Here is a 20,430-nt window from a genome sequence, read left to right on the forward strand (position 1 = left end):
ACCACCGGTGGTCGAGCAGCGAGGAGCGCCCGCCGTACCGGTGGTCGAGCAGCGAGGAGCGCCCGCCGTACCGGTGGTCGAGCAGCGAGGAGCGCCAGCGACGAGCGGTGTCGAGACCCCTGCAGCGTCCCCGAGACCTTGGGCGAACGCTCAGGCGTAGAGCGCCTTCGCTGCTCAACCACCCGTGCGGGAACCCGAGAACCCCCTCGATGCGTCCAGGGGGTGTGGGCGACGAGGCGAGGGACCGCGAGTTCGGGGAGTACGCCGCCGCGCGCTGGCCACGGCTGGTGCGCGCGGCGGTGCCGCTGGGCAGTCCCGTGCAGGTGCTGCTCGCGGGGCCCTAGCGTGGCCTGGTGCACCGCTCCCGCATCGGTCTCGTGCTGATCGACCACCCCGCGTCGGACTGGGAGCGCGCGCTCTCCTTCTGGGCCGGCGTCCAGGGGGTCGAGCCGTCCGGCTCCGAGGAGACCTACCGCTCGCTGGGCGCGATCGGCGGCGGCGCCTCCCTGGAGTCCCAGCGCACCGGCGACGGCACCCCGGCCCGGATCCACCTCGACATCGAGACCGACGACCTGGCGGCCGAGGTGGCCCGGGTCGTGGGGCTCGGCGCCATCGTGCTGGAGGAGCGCGACGGGTGGACGGTCCTGCAGGACCCGGGCGGTCTGGTGTTCTGCGTGGTGCCGGTGCAGACGGGCGAGGAGTTCGAGCGGCACGCGCTCACCTGGGACTAGAGGACGACGGTCAGCACCAGCGCCAGGGCGACGAGGACCAGGGCGGCGGTCACGACCACCCCGAGGGTGAACGGAGGCAGCGGCGCGCCGCTGCGTATCGCCCGCTCCACCCGCGCCCAGCGCACCCACGCGAGCACCGCCATCGCCGCCGCGACGAGCAGCAGGGACACCACCAGCACCAGCCGGACGTCGTCCCGCGCGGGCGTCTGGAGGGTGTCCAGCGCGATCGCACCGGCCAGCACGCCCAGGCAGGTCCGCACCCAGGCGAGGAACGTGCGCTCGTTGGCCAACGTGAATCGCGGGTCCGGCTCCTCGCCCTCGCCGTACACCCAGCCCGGCCGCCGCTCGCCCATGCGGCCATCCTGCCGGACGGCCGCGAGCGCGTCTCGATACGTTCTCCTCCATGTCCACGCACCCGTCGTACGAGCTCGACCGCCAGATCGCCGTGACTCCCGCGGGGGAGGGGCGGTACGCCGCCGACGTGGACGCCGGCTGGAGCGTCGGCGGCGGCATCAACGGCGGCTACCTGCTCGCGCTGATGGGCTCCGCGCTGCGCGCCGCGCTCCCCGGCAAGCCCGACCCGCTCGCGGTCAGCGCCTTCTACCTCTCCGCCGCGCAGCCCGGTCCCGCGACGGTCGCGGTCGACGTACGCCGCCAGGGCGGCCGGCTGGCCACGGCCTCCGCCGAGCTGCGGCAGGGCGAGGACACCCGCATCACGGCGCTCGCGACGTACGGCGACCTCGACCGCGACGCCGGCGACGTCCGCACCACCGCCGTCGAGCCGCACCTGCCGCCGGTCGAGGAGTGCGTCCGCAACGCCGACGCCCCGCCGGAGATCAAGAAGATCGCGCCGATGATGGACCGCTTCGACATGCGCTTCCACCCCGACCAGGTGGGCTGGGCGGTCGGGCAGCCGAGCGGCAACGGCGTGATCAGCGCCTGGTTCCGGATGGCCGACGGCCGGGAGCCCGACCCGGTCTCGCTGCTCATGGTCGTCGACGCGCTCCCGCCGGTCACCTTCGAGCTCGGGATGATGGGCTGGGCGCCCACTCTGGAGCTCAGCGTCCACGTGCGCGCGAAGCCCGCGCCCGGCTGGCTCAAGGTCCGCCACGAGACCCGCAACATGGCCGGCGGCATGTTCGAGGAGGACTGCGAGGTCTGGGACTCCACCGGCCGCCTCGTCGCCCAGTCCCGCCAGCTCGCCCTCCAGCCCCGCCCCGTCACCGCCGGTGGTTGAGCAGCGAAGGCGCTCTGCGCCTGAGCGTTGTCGAAACCCGGTGACCTGACGCAAGGCCTCGACCAAGGTCGCGGGGACGCTGCGGGGGTCTCGACAACGCTCGTCGCTGGCGCTCCTCACTTCTCGACCACCGAGCACCGGTGGTCGAGCAGCGAAGGCGCTCTGCGCCTGAGCGTTGTCGAGACCCGGCGACCCGAGAACCCACCGCTACCACCGAAAATTGCTTCCACAGATCCAATCTCGGACCTTCCGTTCGAATGTGTGTTCGAATAGAAGGAGGGCATGACCACCGCCTCCGTTCTCGACAGCGCAGCCGACGTGCTGTCGCGGGTGCGCGAGCGTCGGCGCGATGAGCACCAGGCTGCCGCTGACCTGCTTGCCGCGGCGGTGGCGTGGGCGGGGATCCACTCCGTCGACGAGCGCGACTCCTATCTGGCGGCGGTGGTGCCGGGCACCGAGGGCGAGCTGATGGTCGCCGGACCCGGTGCTCCGCTGGTGGCGGAGTTCTCGGTGTGTGAGTTCGCGGCGGCGATGGGCATCACGTCGGACGCCGGCGCCTGCTACCTCGGTGAGGCCGTCGAGCTGGCCCACCGGCTCCGCCGGGTGTGGTCGCGGGTCCAGTCCGGTGACCTGCCGGCGTGGAAGGCCCGCCGGATCGCCCAGCAGACCATCTCCCTGCCGATCGACGGTGCGGAGTACGTCGACCGGCACGTCGCCCCGGTGGCGCACAAGATCGGCATCGCCGCCCTGGACCGGCTGATCGAGGAAGCGAGGGTCCGGTTCGATCCCGACGAAGCCCGCGAACGCCGCCTCGCTGCCGCCGACGGGCGGCACTTCGACATCGACACCCACCAGGTCTCCTACGACGGCACCATCAGCGTCGAGGGTGTCCTGGACCTTGCTGACGCGATCGACCTCGACGAAGCCGTCAAGCGTGGTGCGGCGCAGTTGGCGGACCTCGGCAACGACGCCTCGCTCGACGTGCGGCGCTCGATGGCCGCCGGCGACCTGGCCCGACGCCAGCTCGCACTCGAGCTGAACACCGAACAGCCCGAGGAGACCGGCAAGAAGCGGTCCAAGCGGTCGATGCCTCGCCAGGTGGTGCTGCACGCCCACCTCGCCGCCGCCGCGATCACCGGCACCGGCGGCACCGGTGAATCAGACGGCTTGTTCCTGGCGCGGATCGAGAACACCCGCTCCTTCGTCGACGTCGAGCAGGTCAAGGCGTGGTGTGCGAACCCCGACACCCAGGTGGTCGTGAAGCCGGTCATCGACCTCACCGGCCACATCGCGACGACCGCGTACGAGGTGCCCGACCGGCTCCGTGAACGCCAGGTGCTGCTGCACCACACCTGCGTCTTCCCCTGGTGCACCCGACCCGGACGGAAAGCCGACTGCGACCACGTCACCGCAGCCTCCCAAGGTGGACCCACCTGCTCCTGCAACACCGCGCCCCTGTGCCGAAGACACCACCGCGTGAAGACGCATGGCCGCTGGACCTACGTCGCACTCGAAGAGACCACGTTCCGATGGCGCAGCCCGCACGGGCTGATCTTCATCCGCGACCACACCGGCACCCACCAACCCGCCGAACAGGACGACACCTGACCCGCACGCCCCCGGACCCCGCCGTACGCACCACCACGGCGGGGACCTCGGCACGTCCGGAGCTCAGGTCGGAGGTCTCGATACGCCCGCTCGTTCCTCGCGGGCTACTCGACCACCGAAGCATTCGCCGAGTCGGCGCTTGTGTCCGGCCCGGGCCGCGAACACAAGCGCCGACTCGCGGGGCCTCGATACGCCGGGGTCGGGGCCGTCTGTCGGGTCACCGGGTTTCGACATCGCTCGTCGCTGGCGCTCCTCGCTGCTCAACCACCGGCGCTCAGCACCGACCCCCATGCCGAGTCGGATCGCGGCGATCGGCGTGCACGTCGCTACGCTGCGGCCCATGCCCGCTGAGATGTATCTCCCGACCTTCTACGTCAAGCAGAAGTTCGCGATGACCACCAACCGCTACCAGATCTTCGCTGCCAACCCCGACGGGAGCTTCGGCCAGCTGATGGGCTTCGCCGAGCAGAAGCGGCTGGCCTTCAAGGAGGAGGTGACCTTCTTCAGCGACGAGACCAAGTCGCGGCCGGTGTTCAGCTTCAAGGCCCGCAAGCGGATCGACCTCAACGCCGGGTACGACATCTTCGACGAGAACCGCCAGCAGATCGGGTTCTTCCGCAAGGACTTCGGCAAGAGCATCCTGCGCTCGACCTTCCACATCGAGGGCCCGGGCTACGCCGGCACCGGCCAGGAGCGCAGCCAGGCGGTCGCGCTGATCCGGCGCTTCACCGACATCCCGTTCCTGCCGATCCACTTCGACTTCGTCTCCCCGGAGGGCCAGCCGCTCCTCGGCGTGGAGCGCCAGGCCTCGGTGCGTGACAAGTACACCGTGCACGTCCCGAACCCGGAGATCGACTTCCGGGTCGCCGCCGCCGTCGCTGTCGGGCTCGACGCCCTGATGCAGCGCTGACCCGAGGAACGACGATGGCGCTCTTCCCGGACGCCCGCCGCGCCATCGAGGCGTCCGCCGGCGACCTGCCGGCGTACGACCCGGCGTTCGACATCGACGCCGAGCGCGCGCGGGCTCGGGCGGAGGCGCTGAGCCAACCGCGCGAGGACGTCGCGGAGGTGGTCGACCTCGACGCCGGGGGAGTGCCGTGCCGGCTGTACCGGCCCGCCGGCGCCCGCCCCGGCGTCGTCGTCCACCTGCACGGGGGCGGCTTCGTGCTCAACGACGTCGAGGTGCACGACGCCTCCGCCCGCCGGCTCGCCAACCGCAGCGGCGTGGCCGTCCTGAGCGTCGAGTACCGCCGGCCCCCCGAGCACCGCTTCCCGGCGGCGCCGGACGACGTCGACACCGTCCTGCGGTGGCTCGAGGAGCACGCCGCGGGGCACGGCCTCGACGGCCCGACCTACGCCCACGGGGACAGCTCCGGCGCCAACCTCGCCCTGGTCGCCGCGCTGCGCAACCCGGGCCGGTTCCGCGCGGTCGTGCTGATCTACCCGTTCCTCGACCCGACCGCCTCCTTCGACTCCTACACCACCGCCGCCGACGGCTTCGACCCGCGCGAGGCGGCCTGGTACTGGCGCCAGTACGCCGCCACCGAGGCCGACCTGCGCGACCCCGACCTCGCTCCGCTGCGCTCCGACCGGCTCGGCACGCTGCCCTCGACCTTGGTGGTCACCGCCGAGCACGACCCGCTCCGCGACGAGGGCGAGCACCTCGCCCGGCTGCTCGCGGAGGCCGGCGTCGACGTGGTCGCGACCCGCTACCTCGGCCAGATCCACGGCTTCTGGCGCCACCACGACGTCTTCGCCGCCGCCGAGCCGCTGATGCGCCAGGTCGCCGGCTTCGTGCAGCTGCACGCAGACCTGCACGAGGCCTGAGCCGCCTCGCCTGGAAGGATGGGCCGCATGCGCGTGCACCTGGGCTCCGACCACGCCGGCCTCGACCTCAAGGACCACCTCGTCGCCTGGCTCGCCGAGCACGGCTACGAGCCGGTCGACCACGGCCCGTTCGTCTACGACGCCCAGGACGACTACCCGGTCTTCTGCCTGCGCGCGGCCGAGGCGGTGGCCTCCGAGCGGGTCTCCGGCCAGGACAGCCTCGGCGTCGTGATCGGCGGCTCGGGCAACGGCGAGCAGATCGCCGCGAACAAGGTCCGCGGCATCCGCTGCGCCCTCGCCTGGTCCGAGGAGACCGCCGCGCTGGGCCGCCAGCACAACGACGCGAACGTCGTCTCGGTCGGCGGCCGGATGCACTCCCTGGAGGAGATGACCCGGTTCGTCGAGGTCTTCCTCACCACCGACTTCAGCGGCGACGAGCGGCACGAGCGCCGGATCGGCCAGCTCACGTCGTACCAGGAGAACGGCGTGCTGCCGCCGCTCCCCGAGTCCGCGCAGGGCCACCCCGGCAGCGATGCCTGAGGGGCACACCCTCCACCGGCTCGCCGGCGACCTGACCCGCACCTTCGCCGGCCACGTCGTCCGGGTCGGCAGCCCGCAGGGCCGGTTCGCCGACTCCGCCGCCCTGCTCGACGGCCAGCTGCTCGAGGGTGCCGAGGCCTGGGGCAAGCACCTCTTCGTCGCGTTCCCGGGAGAGCGGTTCGTCCACGTCCACCTGGGTCTCTACGGCCGCTTCGACGTCCACGACGACGTGCCGGACGTCCCGGACCCCGTCGGGCAGGTGCGGCTGCGACTCGTCCGCGTCGACGGGACGGCGTACGCCGACCTCCGCGGCGCCACCGCGTGCGAGCTGGTCACCGCCGAGCAGCGGGACGCCGTCGTCGCGCGGTCCGGGCCGGACCCGCTGCGCCCCGACGCCGACCCCGGCCGGGCCTGGGAGCGGATCCGGCGCAGCAAGGTGGCGATCGGCGCGCTGCTGATGGACCAGGCCGTGCTCGCGGGCGTCGGCAACGTCTACCGCGCCGAGCTGCTGTTCCGGCACCGCATCGACCCGTTCCGCCCCGGCCACACCCTCCGCTCGGGACAGTGGCGGGCGATGTGGGCCGACCTCGTGGCGCTGATGACCGAGGGCGTCCGCACCGGACGCATCGACACGGTGCGACCCGAGCACACGCCGGAGGCGATGGGCCGCCCGCCGCGCAAGGACGACCACGGTGGCGAGGTGTACGTCTACCGCCGCCACGAGCAGCCGTGCCTGGTCTGCGGGGCGCGGGTCCGCACCGAGGTCATGCAGGGCCGCAACCTGTTCTGGTGCCCCCGGTGCCAGCGCCGGTTCCGCCCCCGGACCCCGACCGCTCCGGATAGGGTGACTCGCACCCCCTGAGAACGAGGACAGCTGGCGATGGACGCGGCGTACGACGACAGCCGGACGGCGACGGCGCGCTCGTCCGGCCTCGGCCGTCGGTGGCGGACAACGTGGCGTCAGGGAGTCGTCCGGGAGTACCGCCTCGTCGCCGGGCTCCTCCTGGTGACCCTGGCGATCGTGGCGGCCGTGGTGGCGCTGCCCGACAAGTTCCCGTTCACCGCGCTGATGGTGCCGCTGCTGGTCGGGAGCCTGCTCCTCGGTCCGCGGCAGCTGGAGTGGTTCGTGATCGGCGTGCTGGTCGCGCTGATGGTGACCCTGCTCGCGCAGGAGACGATCACGACCCGCGTCGTCGGTGCGACCGCCGTCCAGCTGCTGATGGGCTTCATCGTGCTGCTCGCCTCCTTCCGCCGCGCGCGCCTCGGCGTGGGCGGCGCGATGGGGGAGTCGATGCTGGTCGACCTGCGCGACCGGATCCTGAACCAGGGGGGCATCCCGACACTGCCGTACGGCTGGCACGTCGAGTCCGCGCTCCGCTCGGCGGGCGGTACGCCGTTCGCCGGCGACTTCCTCGTCGCCACCCAGCCGACCGGCGACGAGCGGCTCGAGGTCGTCGTCGTCGACGTGTCCGGCAAGGGCGAGCAGGCCGGCACCCGCGCCATGCAGCTCTCCGGGGCGTTCGGCGGGCTGCTCGGCGCCCTGCCGCCCGACCAGTTCCTCCCCGCGGCCAACGACTACCTGCTGCGCCAGGACTGGGACGAGGGCTTCGCGACCGCGGTCCACCTCTCCCTCGACCTGACCACGGGGGGCTACGAGATCCGCACCGCCGGCCACCCCCCGGCCGTCCACCGCGCCTCGGGCTCCGGTCGCTGGTCGGTGCTGGGCAGCGAGGGCCCGGTGCTCGGGCTGCTGGCGGACGCGACGTTCTCCTGCGTCCGCGGGGTCCTCGGCCGCGGCGACGCGGTCCTGCTCTACACCGACGGGATGGTCGAGGAGCCGCGGCGCGACATCGAGCTCGGGATCGACCGGATGCTCGGCGAGGCCGAGAGCCTGCTGCGCGGCGACTTCACCGGCGCCGCCGGCCGCCTCGTCGACGCGCTGGGCTCCCCGAACGACGACCGGGCGATGCTGGTGGTCAACCGGGCGTAGCCGCGCGCAGCGGCCGTTTCGGCTCGGGGGGGCACCCTGTGGCAGGATCGGGGCCGATTCCCGCGACCGCAGCAGCGGCTTGGGGGGTCCACGGGGGGCTTGCCCCCCGTGAGCGCGGATGTAGCTCAATGGTAGAGCCCCAGTCTTCCAAACTGGCTACGCGGGTTCGATTCCCGTCATCCGCTCCAGGCGGCCCGGCGGGAGATCGGCGGGCCACTTGGCGGGGCGTAGCGTAGTGGCTAGCGCGCCTGCTTTGGGAGCAGGAGATCGCAGGTTCGAGTCCTGTCGCCCCGACGCACCACCCACCAACAAGCCAGTAGGAGACAACCTGTGAAGAGCGCCGTCGAGACCTTGAGCCCGACCCGGGCCAAGCTGACCGTCGAGGTGCCCTTCGAGGAGCTCAAGCCGAGCCTCGACGCGGCGTACAAGCAGATCGCCCAGCAGATCAACGTCCCCGGCTTCCGCCGGGGCAAGGTGCCCCCGATGGTCATCGACCGTCAGGTCGGACGCGGCGCCGTGCTGGACCAGGCGATCAACGAGGTGCTCCCGAAGAAGTACGTCGAGGCGCTCCAGGAGAACTCCCTCGAGCCGCTGGCCCAGCCGGACATCGAGGTGACCAAGTTCGAGGACAACGAGGCCCTCGAGTTCACCGCCGAGGTCGACGTCAAGCCCGAGATCACGCTGCCGGACTACGCCGGCGTCGAGGCCGAGGTCGAGGACCTCGAGGTCACCGACTCCGACGTCGACGAGCAGGTCGCGACGCTGCGTGAGCGGTTCGCGACGCTGAGCGACGTCGAGCGCCCCGCCGCCGACGGCGACTTCGTCGTGCTCGACCTCAAGGCCACCAAGGACGGCGAGGTGCTCGAGGGCGCCGAGGTCGCCGGGATGTCCTACCAGGTCGGCCGCGGCGGCATGATCGACGGACTCGACGAGGCACTCGCCGGCATGTCCGCCGGCGAGGAGAAGACCTTCACCTCCGAGCTCGTGGGCGGTGACCTCGTCGGCGAGCCGGTCGAGGTCCTGGTCGCGGTCTCGCAGGTCCAGGAGCAGGAGCTCCCCGAGCTCGACGACGAGTTCGCCCAGCTGGCCTCGGAGTTCGACACCATCGAGGAGCTCACCGCCGACGTGCGCGAGCGCCTGGGCCGGGGCAAGCGGCTGGAGCAGGCCGCCGCGGCCCGCGACGCCGTCCTCGAGGCACTGCTGGACAAGGTCGACGTCCCGCTCCCCGAGAGCCTGGTGACCGACGAGCTCAACGCCCGCCGCCAGAACATCGAGCAGCAGCTCGCGATGGCCGGCATCACGATGGACAAGTACCTCGAGGACGAGGGCCAGACCATCGAGGAGTTCGAGGCCGACCTCGAGCGCCGGGTCCGCGACGCCGTCGCCGCGCAGTTCATCCTCGACGAGGTGGCCAAGAAGGAGGAGCTCGGCGTCGACCAGGGCGAGCTCTCCCAGCACCTGGTCCGTCGCGCCCAGCAGTCCGGCCAGGACCCGCAGGAGTTCGCGAACCACATGTTCGAGCACAACCACATCCCCGACCTCGTGCAGGAGATCCTGCGCGGCAAGGCGCTCGCGACGATCGTCGAGACCGCCGTGGTCAAGGACGCCTCGGGCAACCCCGTCGAGCTGAAGAACCTCCGTCCCGACGGCACCATCGGCGAGCCCGCCGACGAGACCGCGGCCGACGACGCCTCGACCGACGACGCCGAGGAGGAGTCCTCCGCCAAGGAGGACTGACCCCGCAGCCTCACCACGGACGGCGCCTTCCCTCGCGGGGAGGCGCCGTTCGCGCGTCGTGGGCGGTGAGCAGGCAACCGAAGCGGCACACCCCACGGTTGCTGGCTCACCGCTGGCACGCCGCGCCGGGAGCAATCCGGTGCACATCTGTGCACTCAACGGCTAGCGTGGCGGCATGACCACCGCCCCCGGCCCCACCGTGCTGGACGCGCTCTCGCTGCTCTCCGAGGTGACCGACGAGCTCGTGGTGCGCAGCGCGCGCGACACCCACCTCGCCTGGCTGGACCGGCTGTACGGCGTGAAGCGGCGCGTGCGCGGGGGTGGGCGCAGCGCTCCGGAGGTCCTGCACCGCGGCATCGCGTCGGCGGTGTACGGCGGGGCCAGCGCGGGCCTGCGGGCCGCCGCGCACGGCCTCGACAAGGCCGGCGCCGCCGGGATCGGGCCCCGGCTCGAGGACGGGCCGCGCGGCCGCTTCGTCAGCTCGGCCGTCAACGGCCTGATCGGCGACCGGTTGCTGCGGGAGCGCCCGCACCTGGCGATCTCGATGGCGGTGCGCCGCGACGGGCGCGACGTGCCGCTCGAGACGGCCGCGCTCGCCGAGGCCTTCCCGCAGGCCGGCGGCCGGGTCGTGGTGTTCCTGCACGGCCTCTGCGAGACCGAGGCCTACTGGAACAAGGGCCGCGCCAAGACCGGCACGACGTACGGCGAGGCGCTGGCCGAGCGCGGCTGGACCCCGGTCTTCCTGCGCGCCAACACCGGCCTGTCGCTGCGCGAGAACGGCATCGCGCTCGCCTCCCTCATGCAGGACCTGGTCGCCGCGTGGCCGGTGCCGGTCACGCGGGTCGCGCTGGTCGGCCACTCCATGGGCGGGCTGATCGTCCGGGCCGCCGGGGCGGTCGCCACCGAGCCCGGCGTACCCCAGCAGCCGTGGACCGACCTGGTCTCCGACGTGGTCACCCTGGGCACGCCGCACCTGGGCGCGCCGATCGCCCGCGGCATCGGGCACGGCTCCCGGGGCCTGGGGCGCTACCCGGAGACGGCCGCCTTCGGGCGGGTGCTCGACTGGCGCTCGGTCGGGGTAGTCAACCTCGTGACCGGGCTCGCCGAGGACGTCCCGCCGCTCCCGCACGCGTCGTACCGGCTGGTCGCGGCGACGCTCACCTCCTCGCCGCGCCACCCCGTCGGGCACGTCGTCGGCGACCTGCTGGTCCGGGTGCCGTCGGCGTACGGCCGCGACCGGCACGGCGCCGAGCTCTTCCCCGGCGCGACCGTGCTGCACCTCGGGCGCACCGACCACTTCGGGCTGCTGAACCACCCGCGCGTCCACGAGGCGCTGGCCGACTGGCTGGCCTGAGCCCGCCCGAAATCCGCTGTTGGCGAACAGCCGTGGATTGTCCGTGGAAGTGTCGGACCTTCGGGCTAGGGTCGCAGCGTGACCCAGAATCCCAGCGACTCGCTCGTCCCCATGATGGGCGGTGGCGGCGGCCTCAACGTCCTCGACGACCACATCTACCAGCGACTCCTGCGGGAGCGGATCGTCTTCCTGGGCTCGGAGGTGCGCGACCAGAACGCCAACGCGATCTGCGCGCAGCTGCTCCTGCTCTCGGCCGAGGACCCCGAGGCCGACATCTTCCTGCACATCAACAGCCCCGGCGGCTCCGTCGACGCCGGCATGGCGATCTACGACACGATGAACTACATCCCCAACGACGTCGCGACGGTCGGCATGGGCCTGGCTGCGTCGATGGGCCAGTTCCTGCTGTGCGCCGGCACCAAGGGCAAGCGCTACGCCCTGCCGCACGCGCGGATCATGATGCACCAGCCCTCCTCGGGCATGGGTGGCTCCGCCTCCGACATCAAGATCCAGGCCCAGCAGTCCCTGCACATCAAGAAGGTGCTCCTCGAGCTGATCGCGGAGCACACCGGCCAGACGGTCGAGCAGGTCACGAACGACGCCGACCGCGACCGCTGGTTCACCGCCGACGAGGCCCTCGCCTACGGCCTGGTCGACCAGGTCGTCAAGAGCGCCCGCGAGGCTGCCGACGAGGGCCGCCCGGCCCACACGAAGGACTGATGACATGAACTACTACATCCCGCAGTGGGAAGAGCGCACCTCCTACGGCTTCCGACGGATCGACCCCTACGGCAAGCTCTTCGAGGACCGCATCATCTACCTCGGCACGCCGATCTCCGACGACGTCGCCAACGCGGTCATCGCCCAGCTCATGTGCCTGGAGTCGATGAACCCCGACCAGGACATCCAGATCTACATCAACAGCCCCGGCGGCTCGTTCACCGCGCTGACGGCGATCTACGACACGATGAACTTCATCAAGTGCGACGTGCAGACCGTCTGCATCGGCCAGGCCGCCTCGGCGGCCGCGATCCTGCTGGCCGCGGGCACCCACGGCAAGCGGCTCGCGCTGCCGAACAGCCGGATCCTCATCCACCAGCCCTACACCGAGGGCACCTTCGGCCAGACCTCGGACATCGAGATCCAGGCCAACGAGATCCTCCGGATGCGCGAGCTGCTGGAGAAGATGATCAGCGACCACACCGGCCGCGCCGCCGACCAGGTCAGCCGTGACATCGAGCGCGACAAGATCCTCACCGCCGCGGGAGCCGTCGAGTACGGCCTCATCGACGCCGTCGTCGAGTCCCGCAAGGGCACCCCCGCCCTGAGCGCCTCCTGACCAATGCCCCGTGTCGGCCCCTCCGGGGGGCCGGCGCGGGGTACGGTCTGCTGAGCTCGCCCCTGCACCTGTTCTAGGAGGATGACCGCCCGTGGCACGTATCGGTGACGGTGGCGACCTGTTGAAGTGCTCCTTCTGCGGGAAGAGCCAGAAGCAGGTCAAGAAGCTGATCGCCGGTCCCGGCGTCTACATCTGCGACGAGTGCATCGACCTCTGCAACGAGATCATCGAGGAAGAGCTCAGCGAGGGCACCGAGGTCGGTCTCGAGGAGCTGCCCAAGCCCAAGGAGATCTTCGAGTTCCTCAACTCCTACGTCATCGGGCAGGAGCAGGCGAAGAAGTCCCTCGCGGTCGCGGTCTACAACCACTACAAGCGGGTCCAGGCCGGCCTCCAGCCCGTGGCGGGCAAGCACAGCAAGGAGGAGGTCGTCGAGGTCGCCAAGTCCAACATCCTGGTGATCGGGCCCACCGGCTGCGGCAAGACCTACCTCGCGCAGACCCTCGCGCGGATGCTCAACGTCCCCTTCGCGATCGCCGACGCCACGGCGCTGACCGAGGCCGGCTACGTCGGCGAGGACGTCGAGAACATCCTCCTCAAGCTGATCCAGGCCGCTGACTACGACGTCAAGAAGGCCGAGACCGGCATCATCTACATCGACGAGATCGACAAGGTGGCCCGCAAGGCGGAGAACCCCTCGATCACGCGCGACGTCTCCGGTGAGGGCGTGCAGCAGGCGCTGCTGAAGATCATCGAGGGCACCACCGCCTCGGTGCCGCCGCAGGGCGGTCGCAAGCACCCGCACCAGGAGTTCATCCAGATCGACACCACCAACATCCTCTTCGTGGTGGGCGGGGCGTTCGCCGGGCTCGAGCACATCATCGAGCAGCGGGTCGGCAAGAAGACCCTCGGCTTCACCGCCGACGTGCGCGGCCAGGCCGAGAAGGAGGCCGAGGACCTGCTCACGCTGGTCCGGCCCGAGGACCTCACGAAGTTCGGCCTGATCCCCGAGTTCATCGGCCGCCTGCCGCTGATCGCGAGCGTCACCAAGCTCGACCAGGCGGCGCTCGTGCAGATCCTCACCGAGCCCCGCAACGCCCTGGTCAAGCAGTACCAGAAGCTCTTCGACCTCGACGGCGTCGAGCTCGAGTTCGCCGACGACGCGATCACCGCGATCGCCGACCAGGCGATGGAGCGCGGCACCGGCGCCCGCGGCCTCCGCGCGATCATCGAGGAGGTCCTCCTCCACGTGATGTACGACGTGCCCTCGCGCGCCGACGTCGGCAAGGTCGTGGTGACCCGCGAGGTCGTCACCGACGGCGTCGCGCCGACCCTCCTCCCGCGCGCCACGGAGAAGAAGAAGAAGTCGGCGTAAGGCCCGACGAAGTCGGGCCTTGAACGCCGAGGTCGAGCAAGCGCCGCGAGCGAGGAACGAGCTCGCGACGCGCGTGTCGAGACCCGGTGAGCCGAGCGCCGACGTCGACCCGGGCGACGTCGACCCGGCCGACGCCGACCCGACAGGTCTGGACAGCTGCGGACCCCTCGTGACCCCGGGCCACCCGCGGAGTTGACCCCGTCGAGGACGAGGAGCGACCCGCGACTCCCGGGCCGCCGACGAGGGGACGCACGTGCGCAAGCAGCACCGAGCCTCGGCGTACGCCTTCGTCGTGCTGGCGCTCTCCTGCGTGCTGGTCGTCGTCGACGGCCTGCGCGGGGCCGCGTAGCGGCCCGAGGCGCGGGGAGGTCCGCCCGGAGGCGGACCCCCCGCGTCACTGGTCCGGTGAGACCTCGGCCAGCTCGGCGCGCACGCTGAGCTCGGTGGCGTCCCCGACCGGCGTGAAGACCAGGTCGCCGGTGATCTTGCCGGACTTGCGCAGGTCGTCGGCGGCGAGCTCCGCGGCCCGGACGAGGGCCTCGGGACCGCTCACCTCGACCCGGGCCAGCTCGGCCCGCATCGAGACCTTCGCCTGGGACTTGGCGCCGCGGATGCCGGCCAGGGCGGCCGCGACGGCGTCGACGGTGCCTCCGTCAGCCGCGGCAGCGGAGCCGAGCTCGAGGACGCCGGGCCACGAGGCGTGGTGCACCGACCCCTCCTGCCACCAGGACCAGACCTCCTCGGTCACGTAGGGCAGGAACGGGGCGAGCAGCCGGAGCTGGTGGTGCAGCGCGAGGGCGAGCGTCGCCCGCGCCGACTCGGAGGGGGCGCCACCGTCCTCGGCGTACGCGCGCTCCTTGACCAGCTCGAGGTAGTCGTCGCAGAACTCCCAGAAGAACTTCTCCACGGTCTCGAGGGCCGTGGTGTAGTCGTAGGCCTCGAAGGCCTCGGTCGCCTTCGTGATCACCTGGGCGAGCCGGCCGAGCAGCGCGCAGTCGATCGGCTCGGAGACCGCGAACGGCGTGAGCGCGGTGGCGCCGACCCCGCCGAGGACGAACCGCGAGGCGTTGAGGACCTTCATGGCCAGCCGGCGACCGACCTTCATCTGGCTCTCGTCGAAGGGGGAGTCCAGGCCGGGGCGTGACATCGCCGCGCGCCAGCGGACCGCGTCGGCGCCGAACCGCTCGAGGATCTCGTTGGGCACCACGACGTTGCCCTTGGACTTCGACATCTTCTTGCGGTCGGGGTCCATCACGAACCCGGAGATCATCGCGTGGTGCCACGGCGCCGTGCCGTTCTCCAGGTGGGCGCGCACGACGCGGGAGAACAGCCAGGTGCGGATGATGTCGTGGGCCTGGGTCGCCAGGTCCATCGGGAAGACCCGCTCGAAGAGGTCCGGGTCGCTCTCCCAGCCGCCCGCGATGTGCGGGGTCAGGGAGGAGGTCGCCCAGGTGTCCATCACGTCGGGGTCGCCGAGGAAGCCGCCCGGCTTGCCGCGCTGGGCCTCGTCGTACCCCCGCGGCGCGTCGGTCGACGGGTCGACCGGCAGCTCGGCCTCGGTGGGCATCAGCGGGTGGGCGTAGTCGGGCTCGCCCTCGTCGTCGAGGGGGTACCAGACCGGGAACGGGATGCCGAAGAACCGCTGCCGGGAGATCAGCCAGTCGCCGTTGAGCCCGCTCACCCAGTTGTCGTAGCGGTGCTTCATGTGGGCGGGGACCCAGGTGATCGCAGCGCCATCCTCGAGCAGCTCCGAGCGCAGCGCCGCGTCCCGGCCGCCGTTGCGGATGTACCACTGGCGGGTGGCGACGATCTCGAGCGGCTTGTCGCCCTTCTCGAAGAAGTTCGCCATCCGCTGGGTCGGCCTCGGCTCGCCGTCCAGGTCACCGGACTCGCGCAGCTTGGCGACCATCGCCTCGCGGGCGCTGAAGGTGGTCTTCCCCTTCAGGTCCTCGTACGCCGCGGCGGCCTGCTCGGAGGAGAGCCACTCCGGCGTCTCGCGGGTCAGGCGTCCGTCGCGGCCGATCACGGTGCGGACGGGCAGCTGGAGCTCGCGCCACCAGGTGACGTCGGTCAGGTCGCCGAACGTGCAGCACATGGCGATGCCGGCGCCCTTGTCCATCTCGGCGGCGGGGTGGGCCACGACCGGGACCTCGACGCCGAAGACGGGCGAGGTGACGGTGGTGCCGAACAGCGGCTGGTAGCGCTCGTCGTCGGGGTGCGCGATCAGCGCGACCACGCTGGGGATGAGCTCGGGGCGGGTGGTCTCGATGTAGAGCGGCTCGCCGTCGGGGCGGTGGAAGGCCACCCGGTGGTAGGCGCCGGCGTAGTCCCGCGCCTCGAGCTCGGCCTGGGCCACGGCGGTCTGGAAGGTGACGTCCCAGAGGGTCGGCGCCTCCTGGAGGTAGGCCTCCCCGCGGGCGAAGTTGCGCAGGAAGGCGCGCTGGCTGGCGACCTGGGCCTTCGGGCCGATGGTCGTGTAGTGCTGCTTCCAGTCCACCGACAGGCCGAGCGTGCGCCACAGCGACTCGAAGACCTGCTCGTCCTCGACGACCAGGCGCTCGCAGAGCTCGACGAAGTTGGGCCGGCTGATCGGCACCTGGCGCTTCGGGTCCGGCTTCTCCGGCGGGGTGAAGTCGGCGTCGTAGGGCAGGCTCGGGTCGCAGCGGACGCCGTAGTAGTTCTGCACCCGGCGCTCGGTCGGGAGCCCGTTGTCGTCCCAGCCCATCGGGTAGAAGACGGTCTTGCCGCGCATCCGCTGGAAGCGGGCGATCAGGTCGGTGTGGGTGTAGGAGAAGACGTGGCCGACGTGCAGGCTGCCGCTCACCGTCGGCGGCGGGGTGTCGATGGAGTAGACGTTCTCGCGCGGCTGGGTGCGGTCGAAGGCGTAGGTGTCGTCCGCCTTCCACCGGGCGGACCAGGTGGCCTCGAGGCCCTCCAGCGCAGGCTTGTCCGGTACGACGACGGCGCGGGGAGCGCTCGTCGTGTCGGGGGCCTGGTCGTGCGGGGTCTCGGTCATGCCTGAAATCCTAGAGTGACCGCGTTCACCTGCGAAAACCCCGTTGGCCGGGCGCCGCTCACCCCCTACCGTCCCCGCCATGACCGCGACCGCGTTCCGCCTGGAGCTGACCACCGACCCGGCGGCGTTCCTGGCCGGTGCGGCCGACCACCTGGCGGCCGACCCGGTGCTCACCACGGTGGTGGCGTCGGTGACCGCCCGCGCGGTCGCCGAGGACGAGCGCGGCGAGCCGCGGCCCGACCACCCGCGGTGGTGGGTGACGGTCCGCGACGGCTCCGAGGCGGTCGTCGGCGTCGGGATGCGGACGGCGCCGTACCCGCACCAGGCGTACCTGCTGCCGATGCCGGAGGAGGCCGCCGTCGCGCTGGCCCGGCTGCTGCACGAGCGCGGGGAGGCGGTGGGCGGCGTCAACGGCGTGCTCACGAGCGCGACCGCGTTCGCCGAGGAGACCGCGCGCCTGGCCGGCGGGACCGCGGAGGTGCACGAGCACATGCGGCTCTGGGAGCTCGGCGCCCTGGTGCCGCACGAGGCCCCGGGGCGGCTGCGCCCCGCGACGGTCGCGGACGTCGCGCTGGCCACCGAGTGGTGGAACGGGTTCCACGCGATGGCCGCCGAGATGGCGGGGCGCGCGCCGGACGCCCGAGGGGCCGAGGCGATCTCGGAGGCGGAGCTCGCCCGGCGGGTCGAGGCGGGGCAGGTCTGGCTGTGGGAGGACGACGGCGGCGAGGTCGTGCACCTGACCCACGCCAACGCGCCCGCCCACGGCGTCGCCCGGATCGGTCCGGTCCTCACGCCGCGCGAGCACCGGCGGCGGGGCTACGCCAGCGCGGCCGTCGCGGGAGTCTCAGGACGGCTCCTGGCCGTCGGGCACCGGGCGTGCCTGTTCACCGACCAGGCCAACCCGACCTCGAACCGGATCTACGCCGCGATCGGGTACCAGCCGGTCGTCGACATGGTCAACCTGATCGTCCGCCCCTGACCGGACCGCCCAGCGCGGCGGCGATGGCGCCCTCGGCCGCGGTTCCGGGCTCCCAGTAGCCGCCGCTGCCGGTGAACCCGCCCGAGCAGCGCTCGTCGAGGTACGCGGCACGGTCGCCCTCCGCGTCGAGGAGCAGGAGCAGCCGCTGCGGCCCGGTGTCGACGCAGTTCGGGGGCCGGCGCGGCTCCGGGCCGATCCGGGTCACCGCGTCGTCGCGGACCGTGGCGACCCCGTCGGCGGACAGCACGCCCGCGAGGTCGGCGTAGACGCGCGACCCGAGCGGGTCCACGCGGTAGCAGACCAGCCCGGAGCTCGCGGTGGCCAGGTCGAAGGCGGGGTCCGGTGCGGTCACCCCCTCGACGAGCCGGTCGCCGGTGGGGCAGACCAGGTCGGCCTGGGCCGCGAGCGCCTCGGTGAACGTGTCGAGCACGACCCCGGGGTCGCGCTCGACCCCGCCCACCCTGGCCGGGCGGCACGCGCGGGCCGGTAGGGCGACGACCTCGCGCGCGCCGGCCTCGGTCTCGACCACCAGGGCCCAGGGCTGGAAGCCGATGCTGGCCGTCGCGCAGAACGCCTCGGGGCGGTAGGCCGGCAGGGCGCGGACCGCGGCGACGAAGGAGTCGGCGTGCTCGCCGAGAAGCACCCCGGCGGGGTCGGCGGGCCGGGTCTCGTCCCCCTGCCGGGTCGGGCACGAGCGGACCGCGACGACGGACGCGCTGGCGGACGAGCCGAGCGGCTCGGAGACGTCCACCGCCCGGTCGGGACAGGACGCGAGCGTGGCCGTGGTCCGCTCCGTCGGGGTCGCGACCGAGGGACCGTCGTCGCTGCGCAGCGCCAGCGGCACTGCCACAGCGACGGCGAGGACGGCCGCGGCCGCGCCCACCACCAGGGCCCGGTCCCGGCGGCGGACGGTGCGACCCCGGCGTACGACGGCGCCGGTGCGCTCGGCCGGGGGCAGGTCGGGGGCGGCGGGGGCGGTCTGCGCGAGCAGGTCGCGGAGCCGGTCGGTCTCGGTCATCGGCGCTCTCCTTCGGTCCGGGCTCCCTCGACGTGGAACAGGGGAGAGGTCCGTAGGGCAGTGAGCGCCCGCGAGGTCTGGCTCTTGACCGTCCCGACGCTGACGCCGAGGGCGTCCGCGGTCTGCTGCTCGGTCAGGTCGTCGAAGTACCGCAGCACCACCACGGCCCGCTGCCCGCGGGGCAGCCGGGCGAGCGCCGCGAGCACGTCGCGGCGTACGTCGACCTCCGCCGAGCCCGACGCCACGGCGGTGCCGGCGGTCTCCGGCAGCTCGCCGGTGGGCACCTCGCCGTTCCAGCGCCGCCGCCACCAGTCGGTGTACGTCGTGGCGATCGCCGCCCGGACGTAGGCCTCCGCGGCCTCGCGGCGGACGATGGTGTCCCACCGCCGCCAGGCCTTGACCAGCGCGGTCTGCAGCAGGTCCTCGGCCTTCTGCCGGTCACCGGTCAGCAGGTAGGCGCTGCGCCACAGCGCGGTCGACCGCGCGGCGACGAACTCCTCGAACTCCATCCGACCGACCACCTCTCCACCCTCACGACGAGGCGGTCGCCCGGGATGGTTGTCAGGCGCCGATCACCAGGTGAGGACCGCCTTGACGACCTTCCCGTCGTGGAGGTCGGCGACGGCGTCGTTGATCCGCTCGAAGGGGTAGGTCGCGATCAGGTGGTCGACGTCGAAGCGGCCCTCGGCGCGCATCGCGAGCAGGCGCGGCACCATCTCCTGCGGGTCGGAGTCGCCCTCGATCGAGCCCATCACCCGCTTGCCGCTCTGCAGCAGGTCGATGGCGTCGAGCTGGTACTCCTCGGGGCCCAGGCCGAGCGCGACCAGAGTGCCGCGGGTGCCGAGGGCCTGCTGGGCCTGCTTCACGACCGCCGGCACCGCCGTGGTGTCGATGGCGTACGTCGCGCCGCCGCCGGTCAGCTCCTTCACCCGCTCCACGACGCTCTGCTCGCCGAGCGCGCCCGGGTCGACGCCGACCGCGCCGTACCGTGCGGCGGCCTCCAGCCGGCCGGGCGCCAGGTCGACGGCGACGATCGTGCCGACGCCCTCGGCCTGCGCCGCCGCGATCGCGGCCAGGCCGACCGCGCCGGCGCCGAAGACGACCAGGCTGTCGTCGGGGGAGGGCTGGAGCACGTTGAGGACGGTGCCGGCGCCGGTCTGGAAGCCGCAGCCGTACGGCGCGGCGAGCGCCAGGTCGAGGTCGCGGTCGACGACCACGCAGTTGTCGGCGTACGCGATCGCGTGCCGGGAGAAGGAGGACTGGCCGAAGAAGGAGCCGAAGACCGGGGCGCCGTCGCGGGTGTAGGTGGTCGAGCCGTCCAGCCGCATGCCCATGTAGTTCATGACCATGTTGGAGTCGCAGTAGCCGACCTGGCCGGAGGTGCACTTCTCGCACGCGCGGCAGGAGCGGAAGCTGAGCACCACGTGGTCGCCCACCTCGATGCCCGCGACGTCCGGCCCCACCGCCTCGACGACGCCCGCCCCCTCGTGGCCGAAGACGTTGGGGAACATCTCCGCGGGCAGCATCGTCCGCATCGTCACGTCGGTGTGGCACAGCCCGGTGGCGACGATCCGCACCAGCACCTCGTCGGCGCGGGGCTCCTCGAGGTCGACCTCCTCGAAGGTGAAGTCCTGCCCGGGGGAGTTGACGATCGCGACCGTGGTCCTCATGACGGCAAACCT

At 72.3% G+C, this 20,430-nt stretch carries 20 protein-coding genes and 2 tRNA genes; 17 read left to right on the top strand and 5 right to left on the bottom strand.

Features of this window, described 5'->3' with window-relative positions:
* Nucleotides 1-209 precede the first annotated feature (209 nt).
* Both H4O22_RS20720 and H4O22_RS05495 read left to right on the top strand, forming a co-directional pair.
* A complete protein-coding gene (locus tag H4O22_RS20720; protein ID WP_280530184.1) occupies nucleotides 210-344 on the top strand; it encodes a hypothetical protein in 135 nt (44 codons plus the stop codon).
* A 9-nt stretch (nucleotides 345-353) separates the two neighbouring features.
* Complete coding sequence (locus H4O22_RS05495; RefSeq protein WP_220451297.1) at nucleotides 354-731, top strand: VOC family protein; 378 nt, start codon at nucleotides 354-356, stop codon at nucleotides 729-731.
* Here H4O22_RS05495 and H4O22_RS05500 read toward each other — a convergent pair.
* On the bottom strand, nucleotides 728-1,084 hold the full coding sequence (locus tag H4O22_RS05500; RefSeq protein WP_182526033.1) for a YidH family protein: 357 nt from the start codon (nucleotides 1,082-1,084) through the stop codon (nucleotides 728-730). The two genes, H4O22_RS05495 and H4O22_RS05500, sit on opposite strands and share 4 nt — an antisense overlap.
* Nucleotides 1,085-1,134: 50 nt before the next feature.
* Here H4O22_RS05500 and H4O22_RS05505 point away from each other — a divergent pair, with 50 nt between their 5' ends.
* From H4O22_RS05505 to clpX, 14 genes are all read left to right on the top strand, one after another.
* Nucleotides 1,135-1,968 (top strand): thioesterase family protein, encoded by an 834-nt coding sequence (locus H4O22_RS05505; RefSeq protein ID WP_182526034.1) that lies wholly within the window; start codon nucleotides 1,135-1,137, stop codon nucleotides 1,966-1,968.
* A 282-nt stretch (nucleotides 1,969-2,250) separates the two neighbouring features.
* Entirely contained in the window at nucleotides 2,251-3,576 is a 1,326-nt protein-coding gene (locus H4O22_RS05510; protein ID WP_182526035.1) for an HNH endonuclease, read from the top strand.
* Between the two features lie 340 nt (nucleotides 3,577-3,916).
* Nucleotides 3,917-4,486: an LURP-one-related family protein gene (locus H4O22_RS05515; RefSeq protein ID WP_182526036.1), complete on the top strand. Its 570-nt coding sequence runs from the start codon at nucleotides 3,917-3,919 to the stop codon at nucleotides 4,484-4,486.
* 14 nt (nucleotides 4,487-4,500) lie between these two features.
* Nucleotides 4,501-5,403: an alpha/beta hydrolase gene (locus tag H4O22_RS05520; RefSeq protein WP_182526037.1), complete on the top strand. Its 903-nt coding sequence runs from the start codon at nucleotides 4,501-4,503 to the stop codon at nucleotides 5,401-5,403.
* Between the two features lie 27 nt (nucleotides 5,404-5,430).
* Nucleotides 5,431-5,943, top strand: coding sequence for a ribose-5-phosphate isomerase (locus tag H4O22_RS05525; RefSeq protein ID WP_182526038.1), 513 nt, complete (start codon nucleotides 5,431-5,433; stop codon nucleotides 5,941-5,943).
* Nucleotides 5,936-6,805 (top strand): Fpg/Nei family DNA glycosylase, encoded by an 870-nt coding sequence (locus H4O22_RS05530; protein ID WP_182526039.1) that lies wholly within the window; start codon nucleotides 5,936-5,938, stop codon nucleotides 6,803-6,805. The genes H4O22_RS05525 and H4O22_RS05530 overlap by 8 nt, the downstream gene beginning before the upstream one ends.
* A gap of 18 nt (nucleotides 6,806-6,823) precedes the next feature.
* A complete protein-coding gene (locus H4O22_RS05535; RefSeq protein WP_182526040.1) occupies nucleotides 6,824-7,933 on the top strand; it encodes a PP2C family protein-serine/threonine phosphatase in 1,110 nt (369 codons plus the stop codon).
* 114 nt (nucleotides 7,934-8,047) lie between these two features.
* Nucleotides 8,048-8,121, top strand: a tRNA-Gly gene (locus H4O22_RS05540).
* Between the two features lie 33 nt (nucleotides 8,122-8,154).
* Nucleotides 8,155-8,227 (top strand) — tRNA-Pro (locus H4O22_RS05545).
* Nucleotides 8,228-8,263: 36 nt separating this feature from the next.
* Nucleotides 8,264-9,670: a trigger factor gene (gene tig / locus H4O22_RS05550; protein ID WP_182526041.1), complete on the top strand. Its 1,407-nt coding sequence runs from the start codon at nucleotides 8,264-8,266 to the stop codon at nucleotides 9,668-9,670.
* Nucleotides 9,671-9,845: 175 nt separating this feature from the next.
* Nucleotides 9,846-11,024, top strand: coding sequence for a lipase family alpha/beta hydrolase (locus H4O22_RS05555; RefSeq protein WP_182526042.1), 1,179 nt, complete (start codon nucleotides 9,846-9,848; stop codon nucleotides 11,022-11,024).
* Between the two features lie 111 nt (nucleotides 11,025-11,135).
* On the top strand, nucleotides 11,136-11,744 hold the full coding sequence (locus H4O22_RS05560) for an ATP-dependent Clp protease proteolytic subunit (RefSeq protein WP_182526977.1): 609 nt from the start codon (nucleotides 11,136-11,138) through the stop codon (nucleotides 11,742-11,744).
* Nucleotides 11,745-11,748: 4 nt separating this feature from the next.
* Nucleotides 11,749-12,363 carry an ATP-dependent Clp protease proteolytic subunit gene (locus H4O22_RS05565; protein WP_182526043.1) on the top strand — a complete coding sequence of 205 codons (615 nt, stop codon included), beginning with the start codon at nucleotides 11,749-11,751 and terminating at the stop codon, nucleotides 12,361-12,363.
* 91 nt (nucleotides 12,364-12,454) lie between these two features.
* The gene (clpX, locus tag H4O22_RS05570; RefSeq protein ID WP_182526044.1) at nucleotides 12,455-13,735 is read left to right on the top strand and encodes an ATP-dependent Clp protease ATP-binding subunit ClpX; all 1,281 of its coding nucleotides are present in this window, start codon (nucleotides 12,455-12,457) and stop codon (nucleotides 13,733-13,735) included.
* A 394-nt stretch (nucleotides 13,736-14,129) separates the two neighbouring features.
* On the opposite strand, the gene valS is transcribed toward clpX, so the two are convergent.
* Entirely contained in the window at nucleotides 14,130-16,751 is a 2,622-nt protein-coding gene (valS, locus tag H4O22_RS05575; protein WP_182526045.1) for a valine--tRNA ligase, read from the bottom strand.
* Between the two features lie 79 nt (nucleotides 16,752-16,830).
* On the opposite strand from valS, the gene H4O22_RS05580 reads away from it, so the two are divergent.
* Nucleotides 16,831-17,730 (top strand): GNAT family N-acetyltransferase, encoded by a 900-nt coding sequence (locus tag H4O22_RS05580; protein WP_182526046.1) that lies wholly within the window; start codon nucleotides 16,831-16,833, stop codon nucleotides 17,728-17,730.
* On the opposite strand, the gene H4O22_RS05585 is transcribed toward H4O22_RS05580, so the two are convergent.
* Genes H4O22_RS05585 through H4O22_RS05595 form a run of 3 tightly spaced genes read right to left on the bottom strand, consistent with a single transcriptional unit; the run spans nucleotide 17,708 to nucleotide 20,418 of the window.
* Nucleotides 17,708-18,748 (bottom strand): hypothetical protein, encoded by a 1,041-nt coding sequence (locus tag H4O22_RS05585; RefSeq protein WP_182526047.1) that lies wholly within the window; start codon nucleotides 18,746-18,748, stop codon nucleotides 17,708-17,710. The genes H4O22_RS05580 and H4O22_RS05585 overlap by 23 nt on opposite strands.
* Nucleotides 18,745-19,269, bottom strand: a complete 525-nt coding sequence (locus tag H4O22_RS05590; RefSeq protein WP_244963119.1) for a SigE family RNA polymerase sigma factor — start codon at nucleotides 19,267-19,269, stop codon at nucleotides 18,745-18,747. The genes H4O22_RS05585 and H4O22_RS05590 overlap by 4 nt, the downstream gene beginning before the upstream one ends.
* Before the next feature lie 51 nt (nucleotides 19,270-19,320).
* Nucleotides 19,321-20,418, bottom strand: a complete 1,098-nt coding sequence (locus tag H4O22_RS05595; protein WP_182526048.1) for an NAD(P)-dependent alcohol dehydrogenase — start codon at nucleotides 20,416-20,418, stop codon at nucleotides 19,321-19,323.
* Between the last annotated feature and the right edge of the window lie 12 nt (nucleotides 20,419-20,430).

The sequence above is a fragment of the Nocardioides dongkuii genome (assembly GCF_014127485.1).
In the GTDB taxonomy this organism is placed as follows: domain Bacteria; phylum Actinomycetota; class Actinomycetes; order Propionibacteriales; family Nocardioidaceae; genus Nocardioides; species Nocardioides dongkuii.

Coding starts and splice junctions, on each gene's coding strand:
- H4O22_RS20720 (WP_280530184.1), top strand. CDS start 210: ATGCGTCCAGGGGGTGTGGGCGACGAGGCGAGGGACCGCGAGTTCGGG.
- H4O22_RS05500 (WP_182526033.1), bottom strand. CDS start 1,084: ATGGGCGAGCGGCGGCCGGGCTGGGTGTACGGCGAGGGCGAGGAGCCG.
- H4O22_RS05505 (WP_182526034.1), top strand. CDS start 1,135: ATGTCCACGCACCCGTCGTACGAGCTCGACCGCCAGATCGCCGTGACT.
- H4O22_RS05510 (WP_182526035.1), top strand. CDS start 2,251: ATGACCACCGCCTCCGTTCTCGACAGCGCAGCCGACGTGCTGTCGCGG.
- H4O22_RS05515 (WP_182526036.1), top strand. CDS start 3,917: ATGCCCGCTGAGATGTATCTCCCGACCTTCTACGTCAAGCAGAAGTTC.
- H4O22_RS05520 (WP_182526037.1), top strand. CDS start 4,501: ATGGCGCTCTTCCCGGACGCCCGCCGCGCCATCGAGGCGTCCGCCGGC.
- H4O22_RS05525 (WP_182526038.1), top strand. CDS start 5,431: ATGCGCGTGCACCTGGGCTCCGACCACGCCGGCCTCGACCTCAAGGAC.
- H4O22_RS05530 (WP_182526039.1), top strand. CDS start 5,936: ATGCCTGAGGGGCACACCCTCCACCGGCTCGCCGGCGACCTGACCCGC.
- H4O22_RS05535 (WP_182526040.1), top strand. CDS start 6,824: ATGGACGCGGCGTACGACGACAGCCGGACGGCGACGGCGCGCTCGTCC.
- H4O22_RS05555 (WP_182526042.1), top strand. CDS start 9,846: ATGACCACCGCCCCCGGCCCCACCGTGCTGGACGCGCTCTCGCTGCTC.
- H4O22_RS05560 (WP_182526977.1), top strand. CDS start 11,136: ATGATGGGCGGTGGCGGCGGCCTCAACGTCCTCGACGACCACATCTAC.
- H4O22_RS05565 (WP_182526043.1), top strand. CDS start 11,749: ATGAACTACTACATCCCGCAGTGGGAAGAGCGCACCTCCTACGGCTTC.
- valS (WP_182526045.1), bottom strand. CDS start 16,751: ATGACCGAGACCCCGCACGACCAGGCCCCCGACACGACGAGCGCTCCC.
- H4O22_RS05580 (WP_182526046.1), top strand. CDS start 16,831: ATGACCGCGACCGCGTTCCGCCTGGAGCTGACCACCGACCCGGCGGCG.
- H4O22_RS05585 (WP_182526047.1), bottom strand. CDS start 18,748: ATGACCGAGACCGACCGGCTCCGCGACCTGCTCGCGCAGACCGCCCCC.
- H4O22_RS05595 (WP_182526048.1), bottom strand. CDS start 20,418: ATGAGGACCACGGTCGCGATCGTCAACTCCCCCGGGCAGGACTTCACC.